29 protein-coding genes are annotated in these 25,896 nt (G+C 61.2%); 4 read left to right on the top strand and 25 right to left on the bottom strand.

Translation table 11 applies throughout. The features are described from left to right. Nucleotides 1-72 precede the first annotated feature (72 nt). The 3 genes from VIO10_RS11115 to VIO10_RS11105 all read right to left on the bottom strand — a co-directional run bounded on the left by VIO10_RS11115 (nucleotide 73) and on the right by VIO10_RS11105 (nucleotide 1,684). A complete protein-coding gene (locus tag VIO10_RS11115; protein ID WP_331963785.1) occupies nucleotides 73-306 on the bottom strand; it encodes an Lrp/AsnC ligand binding domain-containing protein in 234 nt (77 codons plus the stop codon). Between the two features lie 48 nt (nucleotides 307-354). Beyond that, complete coding sequence (locus VIO10_RS11110; protein ID WP_331963782.1) at nucleotides 355-1,236, bottom strand: 3-hydroxybutyryl-CoA dehydrogenase; 882 nt, start codon at nucleotides 1,234-1,236, stop codon at nucleotides 355-357. 85 nt (nucleotides 1,237-1,321) lie between these two features. After that, complete coding sequence (locus VIO10_RS11105) at nucleotides 1,322-1,684, bottom strand: hypothetical protein (protein ID WP_331963779.1); 363 nt, start codon at nucleotides 1,682-1,684, stop codon at nucleotides 1,322-1,324. 268 nt (nucleotides 1,685-1,952) lie between these two features. Between VIO10_RS11105 and VIO10_RS11100 the strand changes: the two genes are divergently transcribed. Next, complete coding sequence (locus tag VIO10_RS11100) at nucleotides 1,953-2,807, top strand: FTR1 family iron permease (protein ID WP_331963776.1); 855 nt, start codon at nucleotides 1,953-1,955, stop codon at nucleotides 2,805-2,807. Here VIO10_RS11100 and VIO10_RS11095 read toward each other — a convergent pair. Together VIO10_RS11095 and VIO10_RS11090 are read right to left on the bottom strand one after the other, a co-directional pair. After that, entirely contained in the window at nucleotides 2,755-3,318 is a 564-nt protein-coding gene (locus tag VIO10_RS11095; RefSeq protein WP_331963773.1) for a hypothetical protein, read from the bottom strand. The two genes, VIO10_RS11100 and VIO10_RS11095, sit on opposite strands and share 53 nt — an antisense overlap. Before the next feature lie 26 nt (nucleotides 3,319-3,344). After that, nucleotides 3,345-3,530, bottom strand: coding sequence for a hypothetical protein (locus tag VIO10_RS11090; protein WP_331963770.1), 186 nt, complete (start codon nucleotides 3,528-3,530; stop codon nucleotides 3,345-3,347). Nucleotides 3,531-3,686: 156 nt separating this feature from the next. Here VIO10_RS11090 and VIO10_RS11085 point away from each other — a divergent pair, with 156 nt between their 5' ends. Further along, nucleotides 3,687-4,445, top strand: a complete 759-nt coding sequence (locus VIO10_RS11085; RefSeq protein WP_331963767.1) for a lysophospholipid acyltransferase family protein — start codon at nucleotides 3,687-3,689, stop codon at nucleotides 4,443-4,445. 211 nt (nucleotides 4,446-4,656) lie between these two features. After that, nucleotides 4,657-5,538, top strand: coding sequence for a right-handed parallel beta-helix repeat-containing protein (locus VIO10_RS11080; protein ID WP_331963764.1), 882 nt, complete (start codon nucleotides 4,657-4,659; stop codon nucleotides 5,536-5,538). Between the two features lie 32 nt (nucleotides 5,539-5,570). On the opposite strand, the gene VIO10_RS11075 is transcribed toward VIO10_RS11080, so the two are convergent. The 20 genes from VIO10_RS11075 to VIO10_RS10980 all read right to left on the bottom strand — a co-directional run bounded on the left by VIO10_RS11075 (nucleotide 5,571) and on the right by VIO10_RS10980 (nucleotide 23,874). Next, the gene (locus VIO10_RS11075) at nucleotides 5,571-5,927 is read right to left on the bottom strand and encodes a VOC family protein (protein WP_331963761.1); all 357 of its coding nucleotides are present in this window, start codon (nucleotides 5,925-5,927) and stop codon (nucleotides 5,571-5,573) included. A 114-nt stretch (nucleotides 5,928-6,041) separates the two neighbouring features. Further along, entirely contained in the window at nucleotides 6,042-6,746 is a 705-nt protein-coding gene (locus VIO10_RS11070) for a carboxypeptidase regulatory-like domain-containing protein (protein WP_331963758.1), read from the bottom strand. Nucleotides 6,747-6,853: 107 nt separating this feature from the next. After that, entirely contained in the window at nucleotides 6,854-9,643 is a 2,790-nt protein-coding gene (locus VIO10_RS11065) for a c-type cytochrome (protein ID WP_331963755.1), read from the bottom strand. Between the two features lie 73 nt (nucleotides 9,644-9,716). Beyond that, nucleotides 9,717-9,911, bottom strand: a complete 195-nt coding sequence (locus tag VIO10_RS11060; protein ID WP_331963752.1) for a hypothetical protein — start codon at nucleotides 9,909-9,911, stop codon at nucleotides 9,717-9,719. 1 nt (nucleotide 9,912) lies between these two features. After that, nucleotides 9,913-10,815: a hypothetical protein gene (locus tag VIO10_RS11055; RefSeq protein WP_331963749.1), complete on the bottom strand. Its 903-nt coding sequence runs from the start codon at nucleotides 10,813-10,815 to the stop codon at nucleotides 9,913-9,915. A 21-nt stretch (nucleotides 10,816-10,836) separates the two neighbouring features. After that, nucleotides 10,837-10,971, bottom strand: a complete 135-nt coding sequence (locus VIO10_RS11050) for a hypothetical protein (protein WP_331963746.1) — start codon at nucleotides 10,969-10,971, stop codon at nucleotides 10,837-10,839. 19 nt (nucleotides 10,972-10,990) lie between these two features. Next, nucleotides 10,991-11,764: a cytochrome b N-terminal domain-containing protein gene (locus VIO10_RS11045; RefSeq protein ID WP_331963743.1), complete on the bottom strand. Its 774-nt coding sequence runs from the start codon at nucleotides 11,762-11,764 to the stop codon at nucleotides 10,991-10,993. Between the two features lie 493 nt (nucleotides 11,765-12,257). Then, nucleotides 12,258-12,647 carry a hypothetical protein gene (locus VIO10_RS11040; RefSeq protein ID WP_331963740.1) on the bottom strand — a complete coding sequence of 130 codons (390 nt, stop codon included), beginning with the start codon at nucleotides 12,645-12,647 and terminating at the stop codon, nucleotides 12,258-12,260. A gap of 109 nt (nucleotides 12,648-12,756) precedes the next feature. Then, nucleotides 12,757-15,078, bottom strand: a complete 2,322-nt coding sequence (locus VIO10_RS11035; protein ID WP_331963737.1) for a heavy metal translocating P-type ATPase — start codon at nucleotides 15,076-15,078, stop codon at nucleotides 12,757-12,759. 84 nt (nucleotides 15,079-15,162) lie between these two features. Next, nucleotides 15,163-15,519 (bottom strand): cytochrome c, encoded by a 357-nt coding sequence (locus VIO10_RS11030; RefSeq protein ID WP_331963734.1) that lies wholly within the window; start codon nucleotides 15,517-15,519, stop codon nucleotides 15,163-15,165. A 92-nt stretch (nucleotides 15,520-15,611) separates the two neighbouring features. After that, a complete protein-coding gene (locus tag VIO10_RS11025; RefSeq protein ID WP_331963731.1) occupies nucleotides 15,612-16,025 on the bottom strand; it encodes a DUF302 domain-containing protein in 414 nt (137 codons plus the stop codon). A gap of 75 nt (nucleotides 16,026-16,100) precedes the next feature. Then, nucleotides 16,101-16,295: a YHS domain-containing protein gene (locus tag VIO10_RS11020; RefSeq protein ID WP_331963728.1), complete on the bottom strand. Its 195-nt coding sequence runs from the start codon at nucleotides 16,293-16,295 to the stop codon at nucleotides 16,101-16,103. Between the two features lie 172 nt (nucleotides 16,296-16,467). After that, on the bottom strand, nucleotides 16,468-16,668 hold the full coding sequence (locus VIO10_RS11015) for a DUF3309 family protein (protein WP_331963726.1): 201 nt from the start codon (nucleotides 16,666-16,668) through the stop codon (nucleotides 16,468-16,470). 423 nt (nucleotides 16,669-17,091) lie between these two features. Next, nucleotides 17,092-17,709 carry a class I SAM-dependent methyltransferase gene (locus VIO10_RS11010; protein ID WP_331963724.1) on the bottom strand — a complete coding sequence of 206 codons (618 nt, stop codon included), beginning with the start codon at nucleotides 17,707-17,709 and terminating at the stop codon, nucleotides 17,092-17,094. Between the two features lie 118 nt (nucleotides 17,710-17,827). Continuing rightward, complete coding sequence (locus VIO10_RS11005) at nucleotides 17,828-18,022, bottom strand: helix-turn-helix domain-containing protein (protein ID WP_331963721.1); 195 nt, start codon at nucleotides 18,020-18,022, stop codon at nucleotides 17,828-17,830. A 174-nt stretch (nucleotides 18,023-18,196) separates the two neighbouring features. Then, nucleotides 18,197-19,861, bottom strand: coding sequence for a protein translocase subunit SecD (gene secD / locus VIO10_RS11000; RefSeq protein WP_331963718.1), 1,665 nt, complete (start codon nucleotides 19,859-19,861; stop codon nucleotides 18,197-18,199). 13 nt (nucleotides 19,862-19,874) lie between these two features. Beyond that, a complete protein-coding gene (gene yajC, locus VIO10_RS10995; RefSeq protein ID WP_331963715.1) occupies nucleotides 19,875-20,231 on the bottom strand; it encodes a preprotein translocase subunit YajC in 357 nt (118 codons plus the stop codon). A gap of 93 nt (nucleotides 20,232-20,324) precedes the next feature. After that, nucleotides 20,325-21,467 (bottom strand): tRNA guanosine(34) transglycosylase Tgt, encoded by a 1,143-nt coding sequence (gene tgt, locus VIO10_RS10990; RefSeq protein WP_331963712.1) that lies wholly within the window; start codon nucleotides 21,465-21,467, stop codon nucleotides 20,325-20,327. Then, nucleotides 21,467-22,501, bottom strand: a complete 1,035-nt coding sequence (gene queA / locus VIO10_RS10985; protein WP_331963709.1) for a tRNA preQ1(34) S-adenosylmethionine ribosyltransferase-isomerase QueA — start codon at nucleotides 22,499-22,501, stop codon at nucleotides 21,467-21,469. Before queA ends, tgt begins: the two co-directional genes overlap by 1 nt. A gap of 92 nt (nucleotides 22,502-22,593) precedes the next feature. After that, nucleotides 22,594-23,874 carry a BamA/TamA family outer membrane protein gene (locus tag VIO10_RS10980; RefSeq protein ID WP_331963706.1) on the bottom strand — a complete coding sequence of 427 codons (1,281 nt, stop codon included), beginning with the start codon at nucleotides 23,872-23,874 and terminating at the stop codon, nucleotides 22,594-22,596. A gap of 282 nt (nucleotides 23,875-24,156) precedes the next feature. Between VIO10_RS10980 and VIO10_RS10975 the strand changes: the two genes are divergently transcribed. Further along, nucleotides 24,157-25,848 carry a thiamine pyrophosphate-binding protein gene (locus tag VIO10_RS10975; protein WP_331963703.1) on the top strand — a complete coding sequence of 564 codons (1,692 nt, stop codon included), beginning with the start codon at nucleotides 24,157-24,159 and terminating at the stop codon, nucleotides 25,846-25,848. The last annotated feature ends 48 nt before the right edge of the window (nucleotides 25,849-25,896 follow it).

The raw sequence follows: 25,896 nt of genomic DNA, 5'->3' as shown, positions 1-25,896 counted from the left end.
GAATGCGGTCTTTCCCCTGCTCTATACGATCGCCGCGCCGGTCGGCGCTGGCGCGATCTTTTTTTGCCTGCTTCAATCCGCGACGATTGAAGTCAGGCTCCGATTGACGCCGGTCACGCTCTGAATCTTCTGCACCACCAGCTCGCCGAGCGAGGTCACGTCGGCGGCCTCCGCGATCGCGATGATGTCGTGCGGCCCGGTGACCGCATGCGCCACCGAAACGCCGCTCACGCCTCGAATCTTGGCCGCGACCTCGCGCGCCTTTCCCGGCGACGTGTCGATCAGGATGAATGCCTTTACGGACATGCTCGTTGCCTCCCGGCGCGCGCCGGCCGCCCCGGCGCGCACCCGCGCTCAGCGCGGTGGCGGAATCAAAGTACCCTTCTCGTCATATACATAAAAACCGCGGCCTGATTTGCGGCCCAGGTATCCGGCATCGACGTACTTCTTCAGCAGCGGGCAGGCACGGTACTTGTCGTCGCCCAGCACCCGATGCATCACCTCCATGATCGCAAGGCAGGTGTCCAGCCCGATCAGGTCCGCCAGCTCCAGCGGACCCATCGGCTGATTGGTGCCGAGCTTCATCGCGATGTCGATATCGGTTACCCCGCCGACGCCTTCGTACAGCGTGTAGATCGCCTCGTTGATCATCGGCAGCAGCACGCGATTAACAATGAATCCCGGAAAATCCTGCGCGGTCATCGTGGTCTTGCCGAGCTGCTCGGCGAGCGCGCGGGTCTGCTGAAAAGTCGCTTCCGAGGTGGCCAGTCCGCGAATGATTTCGACCAGCTTCATCGCCGGGACCGGGTTCATAAAGTGCATCCCGATCACGCGGTCGGCGCGTGAAGTCCGCGCCCCCATCCTGGTGATCGAAATCGACGACGTGTTCGAGGCAAAAATCGTCTCCGGCGGACAGATCTTGTCGAGCTTCTGCAGCAGCGCGATCTTCGCGTCTTCGTTTTCGATCACCGCCTCGATCACGAAGCCGACCGCGGCCAGGTCCTCGAGCCTGGTGGTGGTCTCGACGCGGCGCATCACGCGATCGCGCTCCTCGGGCTTGAAGCGCCCGCGCTCGATCATCCGCCCCAGGTTGCGCGCGATCGAATCGACGCCGCGCTGGCACAGCTCCGGCGCGATATCATGCATCACGACCCTGATTTCCGCCTGCGCCGCGACCTGCGCGATTCCCGCACCCATCTGCCCTGCCCCGACGACGCCGATCTGCTGCAAATTCATTCGTCTCTCCGAAAACCGTTCAGCCGTGAACTAGAGGTCGCTGCGATCTTTTTCCATCGCCAATTCGGTGACCCGCGAGCGCATCTTAATGATGCTCCGGGGGCTCCTCTCCACCGACCCACGTGCCGGCGCCGCCACCGCTTTGCATCGCGGTGCGCACCTTCCTTACGTCTTCGGGCGACTGGCGCCCCGGCATCCCGAGGTTGCGCATCAAGAAGTTCGTCATGCTCGAGGTGAGCCGGTCGCGGATGGTTGGCTCGGCGCCGACCTGCGCGTCGAGCACCACATCGACCTGCTCCCGCGTGAGACCCTCTTCCACGAAAATATCGACCAGCCCGGCCAATCCGACTTCGCCGCCGGCGCGGTCCACGATCGCGACTACTTTCGCACACGGCGTGCAGACGCGGCGGATCAAACCGGCGCGCTGGCTGCAATAGACGCATCGCATCAGGAGATTAACCGCCTCAAAGTGAGCATCGCATCGCCCCGCGAACGCATCGCAGAGCCCGCATCCCCGAAAAAGCCCTGAAAAAGACTTGAAGCGGCCGTGCGCACGAAAAATCGGCGGACCCGCTTCATTTTTGAGGTTACTACCGGCTGTAGATGGTCGCAAGCATGACCGGGTGCGCCATTGCGGAGGGGCAAATTCTCATCGTTGACATCGCAGACCGGCAGGGCTACAGTCGGAATTGAGAATCATTCTCAGAATTAACAATATGACCAATCAAACCGCAGTCGCTTACTTCTTCTATTCGCTCGGCATCCTCTTCCGCGAAGGCATGGAAGCGATGCTGGTCGTCGTCGCGCTCGCGGCCGCCACCCGCGGCGCAGGACGAATCGGCCGCTCGCGCGACATCTATGCGGGCGCAATTGCCGCGATCGTCGCCAGCGTCGTGCTGGCGTGGGTGGTGAACAACTTCATCACCGACGACGCCAGCGACACGCTCGAAGGCGTCTTCCAACTCTTCGCCGCCGCGACCCTCTTTTACGTCAGCTCGTGGATGACCTCGAAAGGCCAGGCCGATCGCTGGCTGAAGTTCATCTCGCACAAACTCCAGAGCGCCGAGCGCAGCACGGTTCCCGCCGTCGCGCTCGGACTCACCGCGTTTCTCGCCGTGATGCGCGAGGGCGCGGAGACAATAGTGTTCTTTCAGGCGCTCACCAGCGGCGCGACCGAAGCTGCCGAGCGTCACGCGGTGGCGGCCGGCATCGTCGTCGCCGCGGTCGCACTGGCCGCGTCTTTCGTGGTGCTGCGGCGCGCCGCCGATCGAATCCCGATAAGGCTCTTCTTCCAGACGACTTCGATCCTGCTCTACGCGATGGCGATCGTCTTTGTCGGCCAGGGGATCGCGAGCTTGCAGGAAGCGTCAAGGGTATCGGCTACCTTCGTGAATTACGCGCCAACGATTCCCATGCTCGGCCTGTTCCCGACCGTTCAATCGCTCGGCGCGCAGGCGGTTCTGCTGATGCTTGCGGCGGCCGCCGTGTTGGTTCCACGCAACGCCGCCGCACGACAGGTCAGGGTTGCAGAGCGGGCGGCGATGCAGCAGGTGCAGCGGAGTCAGACTTGAGCTCGGGCGCTTGCGCCACAGAATCGTCACCGCCGAACAGAACGGTTTCGACGTCGGAACTCAGCTTCTCGGATATCACCAGCGCGCGAAACCCCATCCGCACGCATTGATCGGCCATCGAGTCGCGCGCGACGGCACTCTGACGCACGTGCCTGAGCGCGACGCGCAAATCCTGCGTGCAATCGAGCAGGACGGACAGCCGCGAGGCGACGATCGCGGTCGAATTGCCCCCGCTCGAGGCAAGATCGAGCGCGAACGCTTCGTCGTGCTCCGCGCCGGCCAGCGCATGCAGCGCAGTTTTGATCTCGGCGCATGCCGCTTCGGCGCTGTCGTCGGAGGCGGCGGGTAAAGCCGCGGCCAGAGTCGTTTGAAGCGTGGCAAACAGAGTGACGCCAATCGCAAGGAGAATCCGCGTAGATACTGAAAAAAGAGCCGGCCGCGCGGTCGGCGCCGAAGACCTTCTGTCGGCATGATCGCATCGTCGGGGCAAGCCGCCCCGCACGCTGCTCAATCGATGCCCTTGCGCCCGCGCCGCGGCTACTTCCTCATCTCGTCGATGATGCGCTCGCGATGGCCGTGCTCGATCAGCTGATCGTTGCGGCGGCCCTGCTTCAGCGCGATATACGTGAAAAACATCACCAGGATCATCATCGCGATGATCGGGATGTTATCCGGCACGGTCAGGATTTGGAGAAACTGCTGAAACCCGGTGATTCGTCCCATTGGGTCCTCGGCGCTCGGCTTTGCTTTGTCATGATCAGCGTACCGACGCCGTCAGGGCAGTGTCAACTTTCCGCGCCCCGCCGGACGGGTACTGCCAATCGGCGCATCCGCGACGCGCTTGCAGCGCGGCGGCGCCAGCGGGCAGAGTATTCGGGCATGGCCAATCACGCGCAGGCTTCGCCGTACGCCGCCGGTGCGCCGCGCGGCATCTTCAACCTCGCATGGGGGGTCGCCGCGACGCTTCTGTCAGTGCTATGGACCGCGCCTTGCGCGATCGCCGCGGCGATCGCGGCCACGATGGGCAAGCCGCACGCGGTCACGGTGATCAGTCGCGCATGGGGCCGCGGAATAATCGGGCTTTGCGGCATCAAGGTGCAAATCGAAGGTCTTGAAAATCTCGCCGGCCTGAAGTCGTACATCCTCGTTGCAAACCACCAGAGCTTCTTCGACATCTTCGCCGTCGCCGCGTTCATACCGGGCGAGCCTCGTTTCGTCGCCAAAAAAGAGCTGCTCAAAATCCCGGTGGTCGGCTACGCGATGCAGCGCGGCGGTCACGTGATCATCGACCGCGAGGCCGGTGGCAAGGCAATTCGCAAGGCGATTCAGATCATCCGCAGCGGCCTCGACGTCTGCGTCTTCGCCGAGGGCCATCGCTTCAGCGACAACCGGGTCCACGAGTTCGAAGACGGCGCCGCGTGGCTCGCGATCCTGTCGAAGTTGCCGGCGGTGCCGATGTCGATCAGCGGGTCCGGCCTTATTTTCCCGCGCCTCGCGAAGGTGGTGACCCCGGGCTGCGCGATGCGCATGACGATTGGAAAGCCGATCGCGACCGAAGCAATGCGCAGCGCCGACCGCACCGAGCTGACGCGCAGGCTCGAGGAAGCGGTGCGCGCGACTTTCACCACCGAGGTCTGAGCGCGCGCACGCGGTTGCAGATCGCAGCTACGTAATCAGCTGAGCGAAACCCGGGCTGGCGGTTGTGACGGGCGGGGCGTTCGGATATAAGCCATCTTCAATCGTGGCCCAAAATTGAAATTCCGGAAATGGCCCTTTTCAATTTGCGCCGCGGCATCGGCGCCGCGGCGCGGCTCGCCCGCGAACAATCCGCCAACGGAGAAAGCAAAATATGAACCGTCACCAACTCCAACCACGACAATGGATACGGAGCGCCGCCGCGCTCGCAGTCGCCTTACTGCTCTTTCACGGCGCCGCACGGGCCCAAGAAGAAAAAGCGTCAGCATCGACGACGGCATGCGGCGCGTCGATTGCGGTGTGCGGCTGCACGATTACGAAGGCGGGCACCTACACGGTGACGGCGGACCTTTCGAGCGGGCAGGGACTGACGGCGGCGGGCGACTGCATCGCCATCAAGGCGAGCAACGCCATCCTGGACGTGCACGAATATTCGGTCACGGGTCCGGGGCTGGGGACTTCGACCGGAGCCGGGATTGATGTCCTCAAAAGTTCAAGCGGCGCATTCATCGAGGGCGGCGGGTCGGTTTCATCCGGCTGGAAGTACGGGCTCGAGGTGCAGGGCAAGAACACGATCTCGGACTGGGTCGAACCCGACGGGAACGTGGTGGGCATCTTCCTCAACGGGGCCACCGGCGCCAACATCAATAATTTTGATGCCATCGACAACTCCGTGTATGGCGTCTGGATACAGGGCGGCAAGGGCAACCAGGTCAACGCCTTCGCTAGCGGCAGCAACACCGGGACTGGAGTCTATATCGGCTGCCATGACGACGACACCCACGGGACCAAATGCGCGGGTGTGAAGCCAAGTTCGGGGAATCGAATCTACGATTTCAATGCCGAGAGCAACGGCGACGCCGGGATCGTGATCGACCTTGGCAACGAAGGGAATGTGATTACAGATGTGCATATTTCCGGCAATGCGGGAGGCGTTGACAGCATCGACGAGAACCCAAGCTGTGGCACCGATCAGTGGATACAGGAAAGGACCACTACCGTGTTCGGCGTGACCAGCCAAAGTTGCATTCCATGACCGGGTAGGCGCGCGGCACTTCGCAGAGATAGTCAGGCTTTGCGATCGAAGATGAACAGCGGGACCTGGTTGGCCAGCTTGGGATCGATCGTCAGGATGCGGCGTCCCGATTCGATCCGAATCGCGCCGGCGTCGAGACCGGCGGCGCGAAAGTCCGCTATCACCTGATCGACGTCGTCGGCCTCGAGCCACAGGCCGGTCATCCCTTCGCTCGACGAATCGATTGCGGCCGCCGCGACCAGGCGAATTTCCGCGCCGCCGACCTTCACCAACGCCGAGCTCCCGTCCGCCGGCCTGGCAACGGCAAAGCCGAAGTTCTTCTCATAGATCGACGCTGCGTCCGCGAGATCCGAGGTCGCGACTTCGAGCGTATCGAGGCGTTTAATCATCGCTGCGGATTATATCGCGCCGGCGAACAGAGAAAAGTGAAAAGTGGGATTGTTCCAAAGAAAACGGGGCCGGATTGCTCCAGCCCCGCGACTCCTTTCGTCGCACCCGAACGCTCAGCCCTTCGGCTTCAGCGAGAAATCGCTGGTCGCCGTCGCGCCGTCTTTCACGTCGACTTTCTCAGTCTGCGTGCCGAGCTTTTCCTGCCAGACTTCGATTTCGTAGTTGCCCGGCGGCACGCCTGCGATCGAATAGTTGCCCTTGTCGTCGGTCACTGCGAAGTACGGAGTGTCGGTCGCGACCCACCAGGCATGCATCCAGCCGTGCGCATCGCAGCTGACCTTGATCACTTCCGGCTGATCGATCTTTTCCTTGATTACTTTCTTGAACTTGGGCTGAGCCATGTTGAACGCCGGATTCTTGGTCGAATAGGTGTGGATGTTGTGCAGAATCCCGTCCGCGTTGATGATATCCACGGTGCTGCCCGCCGGGAACGCGAGCACGTGCGGCACGTAGTCGCATCCCTTCTGCTCGAACTGTACTTCGCCGGGCTTCATCTCGCCCTTGGCGCCTTTCACGATCACAACCGCGTTCGCGATTCCGCCGCCGCTGCCGACGACCAGGTCCTCTTCGAAGTGCGGATGCAGCGCGCATACTTCCTTGTCCTTGGTCACCTCGACCTTCCTGGGCACGGGCGGCGTGCCGTCGTACTTGATGGTTCCGCTGATCGTGCCGCCGGCAGCGCTCGCGAGGCTGGCGCCAACGGTCATGCTGAGCGCGACACCCGCACACGCCGCCAGTACAACTCCAAACTTGTTCATTACCATTCCCTCCTGCGAAATCGCTGGTATGTGTTAGCTAGTTACCTCAAGCTCTCTCAGCTTAGCGAATAATCAGTTGCCAACTCAATCGACTAAACGATAACAACCTACTTCTTACTCACTTTCGCCGCCGCGGCCGCCACATTACTCACTTTTGCCGGAACGGTCGCCACCTGGCCCGCTGGTGTCTCCCCCGGATGCGTTCCAAGCCAGAAAATATAGTCAGTTAGCGCGCGGATCTGCTTGTCCTGGTTGCCGCCCAGGATGTCGTCGGGGCCGCCCGGATAGTACGACGGCATCTTGGTTCCCGGCTGCAGCGCCGACGGATTTGCGATCCACTTCAGTATCCAGTCCGGATTCAACCGCTGATACGCCAGCGCCAGGTCGGGCGCCCATCCCGACGCCGGTCCCTCAGGCTTCTTGTCGCCCTGCTGATGGCAACTGAAGCAGTTGAAGTAGTCCTTGGTCATCAGCTTCACGCCGGCCGCCAGCTCAGCCGGCCCAATCAGGTTGGTGTCGATGAAGGTATATACCACGTTCACGTCCGACAGCGCCGTGAAGTAATTCACGATCGTGTCGTCTTCACCGTTGTTGAAATGAAAAGTCGGCATCCTGATCTTGAGCCACGGACGAATCGAGGTCGGTCCCTGAAGGAATGCGAATAGCCACTCGGGTTGAACCTTGAAGCCTTCGCCATTGAGTATTGGCGGCGCAAAGTTGATTTCATCTCCCGGGTAGAAGCGGCGGATATAACCGCCACGATCCTCGACGATATGGCAGCCGACGCAGTTGTAGTAATTGACCATTCGCCGGCCCGCGACGATTTGCGTCTGATGCTCCGATCCCGGCATCCGGTACCGCTCCTGCACCGTGCCCTGCGTCATGCCTGCCAGGAACACGACCAGGTTGTTGATGTCGGCGTTGTCGAGATCGAAATTCGGCATCGACTGCTCGACGTCCCTGGTCGCGTAGATGCGCGGGGATTGGAGTTTATGGGAGGTCCACTGATCCCACGTCTCGGGAATCTGAGTCTGGTTGCCGAAAAATAGTTCGTCGATATGCTTGGAGCCGAAGGTCGTCAGCTCGACGCCGGTGCGCGACTCCTTGTCCATCCCTTCGATCTCGTGGCATCCGAAGCATCCATACTTGCGCACCAGCGCTTCACCCTGCTTGATCTTTTCGTGATCCTTGAGTGCGGTTTCAACGCCGGCGTCTTCTTTCTTCTCGCCATGGGTCATCAGGAAGGCGGTCAACGCTTCGGCGTCGTGATCGCTCAGGCGCAGCGACGGCATCGCTGTGTGCGGCGAGAAGTCGCGTGGATTCTTCAACCACGCATATATCCACTCCGCCGAAGTCTTCTCCGCGATCCTGCCCAGGTTGGGCGCGAAGTCCTTGGCCGTGCGCGCCAGGGCCGGCTTGAAGCCCTCGGCAACGCCGACCGGAGTTCCGTATTGATCAGGCTCGATCGCGTGGCATCCTTTGCAGCCGACCGATTCGAACAGCCCCTTGCCTTCTTCGATGAATGCCGGATTCTTGACGTCGGCCTCCAGCGTCGCAGTCTCGGGATGCGCCGCGAGCCACGCCTTCGAATTCTTCGACGAACTGTCCAGGATGAACGCGGCCAGCGCAGTCGCCTGCTCGCGCGAGAACATGAAGTCCGGCATGCGCGTGTGCGGCCGGAAGACGTGCGGTGTGGCGATCCATCGCACGGTCCACGACGGGTCGAGCTTCGCCGACGCGAGTTTCAGGTACGGGCCGATCTTCGCCATGTCCTCGTAGCCCGCCACCAGATGGCATCCCGCGCATCCCAACTGCTCGAATATCCGTTCCCCTTCGACCCAGTTCGCCGCGATCGGCTTGCCTGCCGCATCGTGCAGCGAGCCCACGTCGATATGGCACTTGACGCATCGGGACTGCATCTTGTCGCCCCTGAGCATGGGCGAATCCCAATCCGGATCGTCGCCATGCGCCAGCCGCACCGAGCTGACCGCGGGCCCCTGTCCGTCGTGACATGGCGTGCATCCGAGTTTTTCGGGCGGATGCTTCAATATGATCTGATCGAAGTTGCTATGCGTGCGAAACGGCTCGGGCGCATTCTCGAAGCCCTTCTTGTCGGCGCCCATATGACAGCTCTGGCATCGATCGACCCGCGCGATCGCCTCGTCGAAGGCGTTGCGGTCGAAGTCGTCGATCGCAGTCTGCTCGATCTTCGGAATCTTCGGATAACGGAACAGGATGGTGTTGCGGAACTTGACCGGGATCATCCACGTGTCGGCCTTGTCGAAGAAATCGTCGAGCTTGGCGGTGAGCTTCTTCATCTGATCTGCCAGGCTCTCGACCTTCGAGTTGAGCGCCTCGATCTGATCCTTGACCGACTGCAGATGGTCCTTGGCTTTATCGGAGACGATACTTTCCCGCGCGAGTTCGGCGTTGAGCCGATCGATTTCCTTTTTGTACGGACCCGGGTCTTCCTTTTCCTGGACGGCGTGGTTGTAGTCGTACCATCGCTCGGTCAAATACGACTTGGTGAAGCGGACCAGTTGATCCTTGTCGTCGGCAGCGTTGTTCAGATCGGTCAACTGCCCGCGCAGCGCGGCCAGCCTGGCCGCGGTGGCGCCGGAGTCGCGATCGATCCGCGCCTGGGCCAGCTGCTTCGAGACTTTCTGGTATTCGGGATCGGCGTCGAGGCGCTTCTGCTCGTCCGCCGCGTCCTTCATGTACTTGTCGTACGCCAGCCGATCCCACTGGACCTGGTATTCCTTCCACGGACGGCGCGAGATGTTGTCGTCCCAAACCGACCAGACCGCGGTCACCAGCAACACCGCTACCATCAGCACGAACAGCGCGCTGTACGATCTTCCTTCTTCAGTGGGATCAAGCCCCGGTCTGCCAGCCATCTGCTCTTATCCTGTCCTCGGCTACGAATGCCGCCGCGAGGCCGCCGTCCAAATATTCACAAATACTCAATAGTCATTCACGCCCGCGAGCCCACAGGACCTCGACGATGTAGCCGGCGAGAAAAACCAAAACGCCGATCCCGGTGAACTCGTATTCTTTCCCCATCCCGTGCGGCTGGGTCATCCCGACGTACAGCGCGAAGCCGACGTCGGCGATTCCGAGCGCCTGCAGTACTTTGGCGAGGATAAACACCGGGGTTGCGGCCACTTCAGATGTTAATCCAGGGTGTAACCAGGATGTACTTGATGTTGAGCGCGTGCCGCAGCACCATCTTGATAAACACCCCGGCCATCGCGATCAGCAGAAATCCCGTGATGCCGAAGCGCACCGGCCCCCATTTCTTCAATATCTCGGGACCGCCGCCGGGAAACGCAGACCATGGATCGCCCGCCGGCCGCGATCGTATCCAGTAATATAGCGCCGCGTACCCGACCACGAAGTAGCCGACTACCAGCGACAGTCCGAAGAGCGCCGACGCCAGGTAGTCGCGGAAGCCGAACATGTACGGCAAATCGACGTTGGTCAGCGCCTCGACCAGATGCGGATCCCAGACCTGGCCGGGCCAGAACCAATTCCATCCGGGACCGCGGAAAAATGTGCCGATGATGATGAATGAGACCCATAAAATGTGGAACCCGATGAAGAAAGTCAGAATCTCGAACGATCGCTCGCGAAACGTGTAGTAGCCGTTGCCTTTCGGATTGATGTCCAGATACGGAATCAGCATCAGGCCCACGATAATGAAACTGGGCAGCACCACGCCCGCGTACCATGGGTCGAAGAACACCAGCATTTCCTGCAAGCCCAGGAAGTACCACGGCGCCTTCGACGGATTCGGCGTGCGAGTCGGGTTCGACGGCTGCTCCAGCGGCGCGTTGAGCAACAGCGACCACACCGTCAAAACGATGATCACCAGAATCGACATCAGGAATTCGCTGCGCACCAAAAACGGCCAGGTGTGCAGCTTATCTTCGCCGCCGCCCGCCTTTTTGATCGGAACTTCGATTCGCTTCGACCCGCCGGCCGCCGGCGTCCTCGCTGCAGCTCCGCCTGCGCCCGCTCCCGCCGCGCGCATCACGACGGCGCCTTCGTTACCTTCCCGGCTTGCCATGATTAATCCCTAACGAGGCGCTCAGTCCTCGTCGTCGCTCCACGCAGCCGGCGCCGCCAGCACGTACATTAGATAAAGCACGATCGACATCCCGATCGGCACCGACAGCACGCGCACGATTCCCTCGTGCAACAGCCATGAAAACACGCCTCCCATCGACCGCCCGCCTCCCGTGCTAGAGCGGCCCCGACATGCCGTCGCGGCGGATTCGCCAGAAGTGCACCGCCATGAAGATGCCCGCGATCAAGGGAAAAAAGATGCAGTGCAAAATGTAGAAACGCAGCAGCGTGTGCGGTCCGATTTCCGCGCCGCCGAAAATAAATGCGCGCGCGTCGTAAACCGGATTCACCCCGAGCACTTCATGGAACGGACCGCCGTGTCCAAGCAGCGGCGTGGCGCGCGCCATGTTCGAGCCGACCGTCACCGCCCAGATGGAAAGTTGATCCCACGGCAACAGGTATCCGGTGAACGACAGCAGCAGCGTCAGCACCAGCAGGATCACGCCGACCACCCAGTTGAACTCGCGCGGCGGCTTGTACGAGCCGGTCATGAACACGCGGAACATGTGCAACCACACCGCGATCACCATTCCGTGCGCGGCCCATCGATGCATATTGCGCATCAACATCCCGAACGGCATGTCGAATTCCAGGTACTTCATGTCGGCGTAGGCGTATTCCGCCGTCGGCCGATAGTAGAACATCAGGTACACGCCGGTGACCACCGTCACCAGGAAAAGCAAAAACGTGATGCCGCCCATGCACCAGGTGAAGCGCATGCGCACCGCGTGTTTTTGCACTTTCGCCGGATGCAGATGCAGCCACACGTTGCCGGAGACCATCAGGATCCGGTTGCGCGGCGTGTCTTCGTATCCGTGTCTGAATATGGACTGCCAGGCCTGCGAATCGGTTATCTGGCGTTTCGTTTCCTTCCAATCAAACTTGGCCATCCGCTACCCTAAACTCCCAGGAGCTGCCCGCCAGGGGCGCCCGCCACAATTTGAGCAAATTCACCGCAAAAGATTCCGGTCCTTGAGGCTCGATCGCAAGCGCGCGCGAAATACTGGGCAAGGCTACCTAATTTTGCCCATGTTCTGCAACATAGAAGCCCCATTAAGTCGGGATTTCTATACGCTCGAACGGACGAAACCGAGCGGTGCAGCGGCCGGAAGAAGTTGAACCGCCGGAGCAATTATTTTGCCCCGGCGACCGAGTTCGCGTCGCGGATCAAGTCCCGCATCTTCGTCTTATCACTTTTCACTGGGTGCAGGAGTCACCCCCCGCTCGCGTAGTCGCGAAAAGATGCGCTGCGCAGATTTTCGCGTCTTCTCACTGCGGGTGCAGGGCCCGCAGCCCCTGCCGCCCACCGCGCAGGTGATTCTTCCTTCATGCCGCGCCCAAGTTTCAATCCATCTTGCGATGCTGACCGCAAGATACAAGGGCTCAGCCCTGCCCCTGCCCCTGCCGGCGGAAGCGGCCGAAGACCGCAACGATCAATCCCCACAGCACCATCAGCAATGCGATCCCGATTACGCCCAGCCCTACGCCGGCCAGAATTCCCGTCGCGCATAGTATCGCGCCGATCACCAGCAGTGGAATTGCAAATGCGATCGGGTTGAAGGGATCGTTGCGCGCCGCCCGCTCGACCATCGCCGCCGCCTGCTCGGACGCGCCCGCATCCTCGTTGCTTTCCTTGAGCAGGCTGACCGCGTAGTCGGTGAGTTCCTGGCGATTGGGCATCGCGCGCAGACGGTCGGCGAGCTCTTGGGCGAGCGCCTCAACCCGTTCGTCGTTGGCCCGGGAATCAGGATCGGGTTTGTTCGAATCAGCCACGCTGCGTTTGTCTTCTCGCTCGGCGCCTAACACCTATCGAACCTGAGATCGAGTTGTCAACGTGACACTGCCAGCAGCTTTCCGGCGTATGAAAAGTCGATCTCCTGGGCTAAAGACTCACTCTCCTGAGCCTGAGCGCGTTGGTGATTACTGACACCGAGCTCAGACTCATCGCGGCGCTGGCGATAATAGGACTGAGCAGCAGGCCGAACGCGGGATAGAGAACGCCGGCGGCGATCGGTATCCCAAGCACGTTGTAGAAAAACGCAAAGAACAGATTCTGCCGGATGTTTCGCATCGTCGCCCGGCTTAAGCGCCGCGCCTTGGCGATGCCGCGCAGATCGCCCCTGACCAGCGTGACGCCCGCGCTCTCCATCGCGACGTCGGTACCCGTCCCCATCGCGATCCCGACCTGCGCCTGCGCCAGCGCAGGTGCGTCGTTGATACCGTCGCCGGCCATCGCGACGATGCGTCCTTCCGATTGCAATCGTTTCACCACCGACGCTTTCTGATCGGGCATCACCTCTGCCTCGACCTGATCGATGCCAAGCTTTTTCGCGACTGCCAACGCGGTGATTCGATTGTCGCCGGTCAAAACAACAATCCTGACGCCGTCATCGTGCAACATCTTAAGTGCTTCCGCGGTGGACGCCTTGATTGGATCGGCGACGCCGATGAGTCCGGCAGGACGGCCGTCGATCGCGACGAACATCACGGTGTGGCCATCGTTGCGCTGAGCGTCGGCGTCAGCAGAAACAGCCTCGATGGGAACGCCGAGCGCGCGCATCATCTGCTGATTTCCAAGCGCTACAGCGCGGCCTTCGATCCGCCCGGTCACGCCCTGGCCGGTCACCGACTTGAAGTCCTCGGAGGAAACCAGAGTCAGCCCGCGCTCTTGAGCGCCTGCGACAATCGCAACCGCCAGCGGATGCTCACTGCCACGCTCGAGGCTGGCGGCAAGCCGCAAAACGCCGGCCTCGGTGAACCCGTCGAGCGCGCTGACCGAGACCAGGCGCGGCTTTCCTTCGGTCAGCGTCCCCGTCTTGTCAACCACGAGCGTGTTCACCTTCTCGAGAATCTCGAGCGCCTCGGCGTTCTTGATCAGCACGCCCGCAGTCGCGCCACGGCCGGTGCCAACCATAATCGACATGGGAGTCGCGAGGCCGAGCGCACAAGGGCACGCGATGATCAGAACCGCGACCGCGTTCACCAGCGCATAGGCCATCCGCGGCTGCGGGCCGATGATCGCCCAAACGATGAAAGTAATCACCGCCGAGAGCACGACGGCCGGGACGAAATACGATGCCACGATATCGACGAGCCGCTGAATCGGAGCGCGGCTGCGTTGGGCGTCACTCACCATGCGGACGATCTGCGCAAGCAGAGTGTCGCTGCCAACCCGCTCGGCGCGCATGATGAATCCACCGGTTCCATTGATGGTCGCGCCGATCAGGCGGTCGCCCGGTTTCTTTTCAACGGGAATTGGCTCGCCGGTCACCATCGATTCGTCAACCGAACTGGTCCCTTCCGCTACGACGCCATCGACAGGGACTTTTTCGCCCGGCCTCACGCGCAAGCGATCTCCCGGGACGACGCGATCGAGCGCGATGTCCTCCTCGCGGCCGTCGGGCCTGATCGCGCGTGCGGTCTTTGGCGCCAATCCAAGCAGCGCTTTGATCGCGCTGCTGGTATTGCTTCGAGCCCGAAGCTCAAGGACCTGGCCGAGCAGCACCAGCGCGGTAATAGCGGCAGCCGCCTCGAAGTAAACCGGGACGGTGCCATCGGCGCCGCGGAATGAATCGGGAAATAGACTCGGGAAGACGGCTGCGAACAAGCTGTAACCGTAAGCGACGCCGATACCCATCCCGATCAAGGTGAACATGTTGAGGCTGCGGTTGACGATCGAATCCCAGCCGCGAACAAAAAGCGGCGAGCCCGACCACAGCACGACCGGAGTTGCCAGCGCCAATTCGATCCAGGTTCGCAGCGATGCGGGCATCACGCGCTGAAGCGGCCGGCCCGGGATCATGTCCGCCATTTCGATCAATATCAGCGCAGCCGCGGGCACGGCGCTTATCCAAAAGCGCCGCGTCATATCGGCCAGTTCCGGCGACGCCTCCTCACCGGCGCTTACGACGCGCGGCTCCAGCGTCATTCCGCAGATTGGGCAATTGCCCGGCTCTGAGCGAACGATCTGCGGATGCATCGGACACGTATACAAAGGAGCACCCGCCGCAACTGGCATGGGAGCGCTGCTTCTTGCCGCTGCCGGCTTCGGCGCCGCAGGAGTTACAAAGCTGTCAGGATCGTTTTTGAATTTCTCGAGACAGCGGATGCTACAGAAATGGTACTTCGTGCCTTTGTATTCAAACGATCCGGCGCTGTTGGCCGGATCGACCTGCATCCCGCACACCGGATCGACGACTTTCATGTCCGACCAATCACCTCAAGCGTTATCGCCTCAAGCCGAGGTTCCGCAGGCGGATCGAATTGCCATCGCTCATCGCGGTCGCGCCTACTTCTTGCAGAAGGTCATTAGGAAGGCGGCAAGGTCGTGAATCTCGCCGTCATCGAAGCCCAACCTCCACGCCGGCATGTCTTTGCTGCGACCCATGGCGGCGCCGCCGTTCTTGATCATGTTGAACAATGTATCGTCGGACATCTTGCTCATCATGGCGCAATCCGAGAAATTGGCGGGGTGGGTACTAAGTGCCGCCGCGGCAGGACCATCGCCCTCGCCGCTGCTGCCGTGACAGCTAGCGCAAAATGTATTGTAGTTTTGCCTGGCGGCAGCCATGTCGGCCGCGCGCGCAGGCGCAAACGCGCAGGCGATGATTGCGCCCGCACCAACGATCGCGATGAGTCGATTCACGTCACCTTCCGTTTCAATAGCCGCGTGGCCCTAAACCGATTCAACGGCTCTTGAGGTATGTCGCGGCGAATCGGCGTCCAAAGTCCGGCCAATCAATCTGATGCCGCTTCCTTCATGATTTTAACAATCGTGTCTTCCACTTCCTGCGCTACTCGTTCAAGTTCCGGCGCGTGGAACATCGCCAGAAGAGTGGTTGGCTTCAAAGTAACCAGAATGGTTTTGCCGCCCTCCTGGTAAATGGATATCCGGCATGGCAGTGCGGTCGAGACGCTCATGTTTTGCTCGAGGACTTTCTTCGCTTGTTGCGGCTGACAGACCTCGAAGATCAGACATTCACGGGGGAACTCCACGCCCTTCTTCGCCATGGTCTCTTTGAGGTTGTGAACCTGCATGACGCCAAAGTGATTGGCCTGGACCGCAGCCTGCAAGGCAACCGCAGTTTCACTCACGGTTTTGTCAGTGGATAATTTGACCAGCATAGGCTCTCCTTCATGCTTAAGGTTCATCTCACAGTGTTCGATATCGATCCGACTTGCGAAAGTATGCCAACCGCGGGATCTGCGCCGGCCGGCTAATGCGATTTAACTGCAGCAGCCGCTGCTCTTCGGCGCTGCTGCAGACTTGCCCAGGTATTGCTCCGAACTACGATCGAACTTCTCTTTGCACTTGGAGCCGCAGAAGTAATAGGTCTGCCCTTTGTACTCGGTTCGTCCAACGGCGGTAGCCGTTTCTATGTTCATGCCGCATACGGGATCTTTCGCAGTCGCGTTCTTCATTGTCATCTCTCCTTCATTCGTGAATCTTGGCTCGATGGGTGCCGAAATGGATGCTCTGCCGCGCTTAGGACCGGGCTGCAAGTGACGCATCCTAGACGACCCTGCGCTTTCATTTTATTTCGGGTGCTGTCAGCGCCAGCTTGATAGCCTCAGCACCATAGGTCCTCGGGGATCACCGAAAATACATCCCGTGTCCGGAGTCGCCGCCCATCATGCCGTGGCCGAACCCGCCGCCCATCACGAGATAGATAACCAGGACGATAAGCACAATGCTCATCAAGCCCATTCCCCGCGGTCCGTAATGGCCGCGGCGGTAGCCATAGAACCCGCCTCCGCCTAACAACAAAATCAACAAGATAATCAGAAGCAACATACACATCCTCTTTCCATCTGCTCAGTAAGTCTAACTTCCAGTCTTGCCAGCCTATGATCGCATCGAACCGCGACCCAGGTGGCGCCATCGCTTCATCAAACCACGCCGAGTAACCAGAGTACGATAACGATCACCACGACGCTTCCCAGGGAAATAGGAAGATACATACAGCCACCTCGGGCCTTGCTGGTCGAACTTGGGGTTGGTTGAGCGCAGCGCGGTCAAAGGCGAGTGGAAATACCGCCGTTTGGGCTCGATCAATTCGGACTCGATTCCTAAGTCGATCCGATAGATCGACTCTCCGCTAGCACGCGATCAAAGTCCATCGCAATCCGAGCTCACTTAGTGCTGCGGATAACACGGATAACACAAAGGGTCTCCGCGATGCAGTCTCGCTTTTGAATTTCTCGAGACAGCGGCGGCTCAGGCGTTTTTGCGCGCGATGATCAACGAGTGCACCGACCACCGGCTGATCTTTTCGTTGCGCTCCAGCGTAATCGGATGGCCCTTGAGCACGTCCTGCTTGCGCAATCTGGTGGTCCATCCCAGTTGCCGCGTGATCGGATTGACAATGGTGTTGAGCGCCGCGACCACCGGGTTCGAGCTCTGGAAATGCGTCGTGATCGCGATCCGACCGCCCGGCTTACACACCCGCACCATCTCCGACATCATCCGGTACGGATCGGGAACCACGGTCAGAACGTGAAACGAGGTAACGAAGTCGAAGCTGTTGTCGGGATAGTCGAGGTTGAGCGCGTCGCCCTGGCGCAACTCGATATGTCCCCAGCCGTTTTCCGCCGCGCGCTTTTTTGCGCGCTCGAGCATGTCGGCCGACGGATCGATCGCGACAATATGCGCGTACGGCGGATATGCGTCCAGCGCGATTCCGGTGCCGACGCCGACCTCGAGCACGCGGTTACCGGGCCTGAGATTCAGGCTTTCGATAACCTCATGCTCGCGGCCGACAAAGACTCGTCCGAAGAAAAAATCATAGAAACGCGCCAGGTCGGAATAGATACGGCTCTCATGCGGTTGAGACATCGAAAAACTCCCTTGGGTTCGACGCAGCCCAGGCGATCAGTGCGAGCCAGGATTTCTAATGCACGGCGATTTTGGCCGCATGCGACGCGAATTCAGCGTGACTCGCGCGCGCGTGGCGTCAGGCCGCCGCATTGATGCCTCGCAACTGACGTTTGACAGAAGTTATATCGCGCTTGCGAAATCGCCACTGGCGGCCTTTCTTGAAGGCCGGAATAATATTGCGCCGGGCAAACTCGTTCACCGTGTCCGGACTCAGGTCGAGCAGGAACGCGACTTCGCGGGAGTTCAGCAGTATGTCGTCCTTATCGGCCATACGAGTCCAACAAGACGCCTTTCCTCGGAGATTTTGTCAGGACGCGATTTTGTAGTATGCGCCCGTCGCCCAAGTCAAGGTAAATGGCGCCCGGTAGCTGAAAATTTCCCCACAGTCCCAGCCGAGCGCAGTCGTCAAAATTCACTTAGCATCTTTTAGCATTATTAACAATCATTAAACACTAATCCTGGCGAGCTTCCGAATCGAAATCCGGTAGTCGTACCACGCGCGCGTAACCACAATACAGGAAAATAGTCCGGTCAGCACTCCTACGCACAGGGTGACGGCGAAGCCTTTGACCGGTCCCGTTCCGAATTGGAAAAGGATCAGCCCCGCCGCAAACGTCGAGATATTCGAGTCGCGAATCGCCGACCATGCGCGATCGTAGCCGAGCTTGACCGCCTCGCGCGGCGATTTGCCCGCGCGCAACTCTTCGCGCATTCGTTCGTTCACCAGCACGTTGGCGTCGACCGACATGCCCAGCGTCAGCACGATGCCGGCGATGCCCGGCAACGTCAGCGTCGCGCCCAGCGCCGCCATCACGCAGATCAGCAGCAGGATATTGAGCGACAGCCCGAAATCCGCCAGCAGACCCGCGCCGCTGTAGTACACGGCCATGAAGATCAGCACGGCGCCCGCGCCGATCACGAACGACATCTCGCCCTGGCGAATCGAATCGCGGCCGAGCGACGGGCCCACCGTGCGCTCCTCTTCGATTTCGACCGACGCCGGCAGCGCGCCCGAGCGCAATACGATCGCGAGATCGTGCGCCTCGTCCATCGAGAAGCGTCCGGTGATCTGGACGTGACCGCCGGGAATTCGTTCCTTGATTACCGGCGCCGAGTAAACCGTGTTATCCAGCACGATCGCCAGACGCCGCCCGACGTTCTCCGCCGTCATCGCATCGAAGATGCCCGCGCCGCGCGCGTCGAGCTCGACCGCCACGTACGGACCTTCCAGCCGCGCGCCGGGACGCACGCGCGCGTCGGTAACGACGTCGCCGGTCATCAGCACCGGGGACTCGACCAGGTACGGCTCCCTGCCGCCGCGCTCCGAGGTGCCATAGAGGATTTCGTCGCCGGGGGGCGGCCCGTCCTTGATCGCGTCCTGCACGTTTTTCGAGTCGTCAACCAGTTTGAATTCGAGCACCGCCGTCTTGCCGATCAGTTCCTTGGCGCGCTCGGGGTCCTGGATTCCGGGCAGTTGCACTAAAATTTCGTTGTCGCCCTCTTTGGCGACGGTGGTTTCGCGCACCCCGAGCTGGTCGATTCGATTGCGAATCGTTTCCAGCGCCTGGTCCATCGCGTTGGACCGAATCGTCTGCAACTCGCGCGCCTTGTAGGCGAGCGAATATGACGGACCGGCGCTGGACGAATCGCTGTTGCTCACTGCGGTCAGATCCGAAAACGACTTCTGCACCAGGTCGAGGAACGGCGTGCGATCGGCGCTCGACTTCAGCTTGACGGTCATATTGCCGGCCGCGCTGACCGAGACGTCTGCGAAATCTATTTTGTTGGCCTTGAGCTCCTGCTTCAGATCATCGCCGCGGCGGCGCAACTGGGTTTGCACCGCCTCGTCCAGCTTCACGGCCATCAGCAGATGCGTCCCGCCCTGCAGGTCGAGGCCGAGCTGGATTTTGGTCGAGCCGAACCCGGCCTTGAACCAATCGGGCAGATCGATATTGAGGCTCGGCAGCAGAATAAGTATCGCCGCCGCCACGATGGCGCCGGCCAGGTAGATGCGCGTGAGCCCGCTGCCGTTGGTGAAATGCATGTAAAGAAACGACACGACCAGCACGAGCAGAATCAGGATCGGTCCGAAACTTTGAGTCTGTTCCACTATGATAAAGCCCCTACTTGTCGTCTTTCTTGGCCGGCGCCTTGTGACTCGACATCGACGCGATTTGCGATCGCTCGACCCGCAATCTGACGTTGGGCGCAACTTCGAGCGTGATCACTTTGTCGCCGGCCTCATGAATCCGCCCGATAATTCCGCCGGTCGTCACGACCTCGTCGTTGCGCTTGAGCGCGGCCAGCATCTTCCCCAGCTCCTGCGCCTTCTTGTTCTGCGGCCGGAAGACCAGGAAGTACATGACCGCGACGACCAGCGCCATGATCGGCCCCGGACCCGTCATCAACTGCTCGAAAAACGAGGGACTGGCAGCTTGACCTGCGGCGGCCTGCGCCCATGCGGTGCCTTCAAACAACATCAGATCACGTCCTTAAGACGATCGCGACTACTACTGTTCAAGATTTCAAGTCTCCTGAAAAAAAAACTTCGACCGATCGGGCTTGCAAGTCTCCTAAAAAGATTCTTCAACCGGTTCGGCGGCGCTGTCGTTGTCCCAGCCGGCCGATGCATCCATCGCATACGCTTTGAAATTCCCCGATGCGATAGCATCGCGGCAATCGCGCATCAAGCTCGCATAGAAGTGAAGATTATGCTCCGTCAGCGCACGCGCCGCGAGTATCTCGCCGGACAAATATAGATGACGCAGGTAGGCGCGTGAATGGGTCCGGCACGGGCGGCACTCGCAGGCCGGATCCAGCGGCATCGAGTCGCGCGCATGCGCGGCCTGCTTGATCGAGATGCGCCCCTGGCTGGTGAAGGCGCACCCGTTGCGCGCGTTTCGCGTGGGCAGCACGCAGTCGAACAGGTCGAAGCCCATCGCGATCGCCGCGAGCAAATCCGCCGGCGTACCCACCCCCATCAGGTAGCGCGGCTTGCCCGCCGGCATCATCGACGCCGACAGCGCCGCCATTTCCAGCATCGCGGCCTTCGGTTCGCCCACCGAAAGTCCGCCCGCCGCGTATCCGTCGAACCCAATCGAGGTGATCTGCGACGCACTGGTCTTGCGCAGATCTGCGAAAATGCTGCCCTGGATAATTCCGAATAGCGCCTGCGTGGTGCTGATTCGCGCCGCCAGGCTGCGCTCGGCCCATCGCGCCGTGAGCTCGAGCGACATGAGCGCGCGACGATGCTCGGCAGGGTAAGGCGTGCACTCGTCGAGCGCCATCATGATGTCCGCGCCGAGCTGTTGCTGAATCTCGATCGCGCTTTCGGGCGTGAGCATCAAAGACGCGCCGTCGAGATGAGATCGAAAACGGATGCCTTCTTCATTGATCGAACTGATCTTCGCCAGGCTCATCGCCTGGAACCCGCCCGAATCGGTCAGCACCGCGCCGGGAAATCCCATGAAGCGCGCTACACCGCCCAGCTCGCCGATCAACCCGGCGCCCGGGCGAATCGCCAGATGGTACGCGTTGGCGAGCACCATCGTGTAGCCCATCGACCGCAACTCGTCGGGCGCCATCGCCTTGACCGCGCCGCGCGTGCCGACCGGCATGAAGGCCGGCGTCGCGACCGCGCCGTGAGGGGTTACGATCCGCCCGGTGCGCGCGTCGCCGTCCACCGCCGTAACCCTGAATTCGATTGGCCCGCTCATCACAGAATCAACATCGCGTCGCCGTAGCTGAGAAAGCGGTAGCGATGGCGAATCGCTTCGCGGTACGCCCCAAGAATATGATCGCGCCCCGCAAACGCCATCGCCAGCGCGAGCACCGTGGTTCGGGGCATATGGAAATTCGTCAGCATCGCGTCAGTCAGCTTGAAGCGAAAGCCCGGATGAATAAAGAGCCCGGTGAAACCCTCGACGTCGCCGGTGATCGCCCACGACTCGAGCGCGCGCGTCGAGCTGGTGCCAACCGCAATTATGCGCCCGCCGATTCGCCGCGCATGTTCGATGGCAGCCTGGGTCGCGGGCGTAATCGTGTACCACTCGGACTCCATCGTGTGACTCTCGACCTCGACCGCGCGCACCGGAGCGAAAGTGCCGGGACCGATATGCAGCGTCACCGTGGCGGTGCGGATGCCCGCATCGGCCAGCGCCTTGAACGCCTCGGCGGTGAAATGCAGCCCCGCGGTGGGCGCCGCGATCGCGCCGGGCCGCGCGGCATACACCGTCTGGTAGTCGTCGATATCGGCGGGACCGGCGCTGCGATGAATATAGTGCGGCAGCGCGAGCGTGCCGGCGCGCTCGAGTATCTGTTCGATCGAAACTCCGCTTTCGCCCTCGGCCACGACGATTGGGCGGCCCGGCCGCGCATAGCCGGCGATTCTCAGCGCATGACCGTCGCTCAAGACCAGCCGCGCGTTGTCCTTGAGCACGCGATGCGTCCGTATCAGCGCGATCCATGCGCCGGCGGGACCTTCAAGTGGGCCGGCCGGCCGCACCATCAGCAACTCGACGCGGCCGCCCGATTCCTTCTGCGCGAACAGTCGGGCCGGCAGCACGCGGGTGTCGTTGAGTACGAGCAGGTCTCCTTCGCGCAGATGACGGACGAGTTTGTAAAAGCGGGAATGCTCGACCGATTTGGATTTGCGATCGAGCACCAGCAGGCGCGCTTCGTCGCGGCGCGCAAGCGGCGCCTGCGCGATCAATTCTTCGGGCAAGTCGTAGTCTAGTTCGGAAAGCCGCATCTGAAGCGAAGCCGAATCGTGATTTGCGCGCGAAGCGAGTCGCGCTACTGTGCAACAACCCTCGAATGCCGGAGAAAACGATCGGCGCGCGACTAGAACGGATAGTTGATGCCGGAAAAGATGGCGGCGCCTTCGCCGCCCCATCCGACGTCAACGAACCCGACCACGAACGGTTCCGCGATGCCGCGAAATCCGATTCCGCCCACCGGGTGCATATCCGAGAATGGGTCGTAGCCCATATCATGGCTGACGCGTCCCGCTTCGGCGAATGGCGCCACTTCGAGTTCCCCGTGGGTGCCGAAGATGTTTTTCTCCCACACCCGAGTGCGCATCTCGACGTTCATCACGAACAGATTGTTATCGATGAAGCGGCCGGCGCCGTAACCGCGCAGCGTTTCCTGATCGGTGAGCAAGCTTTCCTGGCCGCCCAGGCGCGCCTGCGACCAAAATGGCATCTCGTTACCCGCCGGCTCGTACTCGTTGAAAATATGACCGGCAAAGGTGATGCGATCGCCGACGGAATAGTACTGACGCACTTCCCCGCCGAAGCGGTTGTACGAAACCGAGCTGCCGAATCTGCGATCCGCATTACCGTAATAGAGCCGCCCCAGCGTGCCCGAGCGCGGGATATCCACCGAGTCTCGCGAGTCGTATTGGATCATCGCCTGCGAGAGAACTTCGGTGCCCCCGTTGAGGCCTTTCTGCTTCGGAAACAGGGTGTGAATGTCCGGCAGCGAGGTGAAGCCACCGGCCAGGATTCGCACGTAGCGCGGACGCTCCATCAGTGACACCTGCAGCTTCTCGGTAAGGTTCAAGCCGAATGTCGCCTCGCCATAAAGCTGCTCGGTCGTGTAGTTGGTCTGGTTGCCCCAGCGAGAGTTGTTGCCCGTTCCAAAGAAGCGCTCGGTCGGATCGCGCTCGAAATAGAAGCGCCCTTCGAACGACCACCAGTGCTTATGCTCGCGCCCGGTCTGGTAATCGAGATCGACCTTGCGCGCGATGATCTCCTCCGCGCCCGCGACCGTGTACCATTGCGTGTCCGCCGACGGATAGCCCAGGTAGCGAAAGTTCCCACCCGGTCCAAGCGTGCTGTTGGCGTTGATATCGGGGGCCAGGATGCTGCTGATCTGGTTCTTGTCGTCGGTGAACAGCCATACCGGCAGAACGCCGTAAGTGACTCCGCCGTTGGGATCGGTGGCAACTTCGGGCACCGGGATGAACGGCCACGAGTTGGGATCCTTGATATTGAACGAGTTCCAGTCGTACTGCGGCCAGTTCCAGGTGCCGGGGTCTATCAGCGAGAAGGCATGCGCCGTCGATCGCGCAGCAACCAACGCCGTAATTATGATGAGTGAGGCGAGAACGCGCCGCATCGTGGAATCCTGGGATTAACCTTCGCCTATTGGCATTCGGCTGCTCTTCCGCCACTCCACCACCCGCAACCCAAGTGCTCGGACCCGCGCAAGCCGGCTCCGCCGAACGATGCTCAAAACTGACAGGCTTGGCGGCGGCGATCAACCCTCTCGATGCGCCGTTCATTGGCGCAATCCTGCGCTTGAACCGTCACCAATGCGCGCGCGCTTTTCGGCGACGCCGTAAATGTGCAAGGATTCGGAACCAGCGGGAGAATTTTCACAGACAGAAGGAGTCCAGTAATGGCGAAAGCTGACGGCGGCGAATTAGTCGCGCGCGTGATGCGCGAGAACCGTGTGAAGTATTGTTTTGCAATCAACGGCGGTCATTTGTTTCCGATCCTCGGCCAGTTGCGCAACCACGACATCAAGCTCATCCACATGCGCCACGAGCAGGCCACCGCCTATGCGGCCGACGCCTACGCCCGCACCTCCGGACAGGTGGGCGTATGCATGGTCACCGCGGGATGCGGCCTGACCAACGCGGTGACGGGGCTGTGCGTCGCGGGATTGACCAACAGCGCCGTGGTTTGCATCTCCGGACAGCATCCCAACACCGAAGACCATCTCGGCTCGTTCCAGGAGGCCTACGGTTCCGAAGTCGTTGACAGTTTCTCCAAATTCACCAAGCGCGTGACCGACTGGTCCACGATTCAGTTCGATCTGCGCTCCGCTTTCCGCGAAGCGATTTCGCCGCCGCAGGGCGTCGCCTTGTTCGAGATTCCGCAGAACATTCTCTATCACCACGAAGAAGAGTCGGGGCAGCGCAAGGGCGCGCGCGAGTTTACCGTCGATGACGTCCGCTCCGCGGGCGATCCGGCCAAGATCGATCGCGCGCTCGAGATGCTGCTGGCGGCCGAGCGCCCGCTGATTGCCGGCGGCGACGGATTGTTCTGGTCGCAGGCGGGGCCTGAGATGCGCGAGTTCGTCGAGCTGACCAGCATCCCGATCTACGCGCGCCGCGCCGGCCAGGGCGCGGTCTCGGAAGAGCATCCGCTGGCGATTCGCGGCCCGTTCAAGAAGCCGTTCACCGGCGGCGCCGACGTGGTGCTCGCAATCGGCTTCCGTTTCTGGAGCGGCGAGCATTTCGGGCAGCCGCCGACCTGGACCGACAAGGCCAAGTACATCCAGGTCGATCCCACGCCGACGCGAATCGGATGGCAGGTGAACGCGGATCTGCCGATGGTCGGCGATCCAAAGCTCGTGCTGCAACAGATGATCAAGCGGATCAAGGAACTCAAGCTCGACTTCTCGAAGAACAAGGCGTCGCCCTGGGTCAAGCAGGTCTGGGAAACGCGCCAGCGCTTCGACAATCAGATCAAGGAACAAAACGCCAAGGTCTCCAAAAATCAGCCGATTCATCCGGCGCGGCTGTGCGAAGACCTGATCACCGTGCTCGACAAAAACGCGACCACCGTCATCGACAGTTTCACCCTCTCGGGATGGATGAGCCGCGCGTTCACCTGCCGCTTCATGGGCCAGGTCGTTGACGCGGGCCCGCTTGCGCCCGTCGGTCACGGCGTCGGAATGGGCATCGGCGCGCAGCTCGCGCGGCCCGGACAGCAGATAGTCGTCATCAGCGGAGACGGCGGACTGGGAATCGGCGGCTGGGACATGGAGACCGCCGCGCGCTACAAGCTGCCGGTCATCACGGTGCTGTGGAACAACAGCTCATGGGGCCCGAATTTCGACCAGATGCCGGGGCTCGCGGGCAACACCGATCCGTTCAACATGCTGCCGAACATTCGCTACGACAAAATCTTCGCCGAGATGGGATGCCATGGCGAGCAGGTCGAGACCGCCGACCAGATCATTCCGGCGCTCGAGCGCGCGTTCAAGTCGGGCAAGCCGGCGATGATCAACGTGCTCGGCGACGTGAGGGTCGGCAACGCGACCCTGGGCGGCAACCTGCTGGGCTCGACCGGCTCGAACTAAGCGGGATCACGCACGCTCTCCTTGTTCTTCCCTAACCCTCTCCTTGTC

Source organism: Candidatus Binatus sp. (genome assembly GCF_036567905.1).
Lineage (GTDB): Bacteria > Desulfobacterota > Binatia > Binatales > Binataceae > Binatus.
This window is presented reverse-complemented; position numbering and strand designations above follow the sequence as displayed.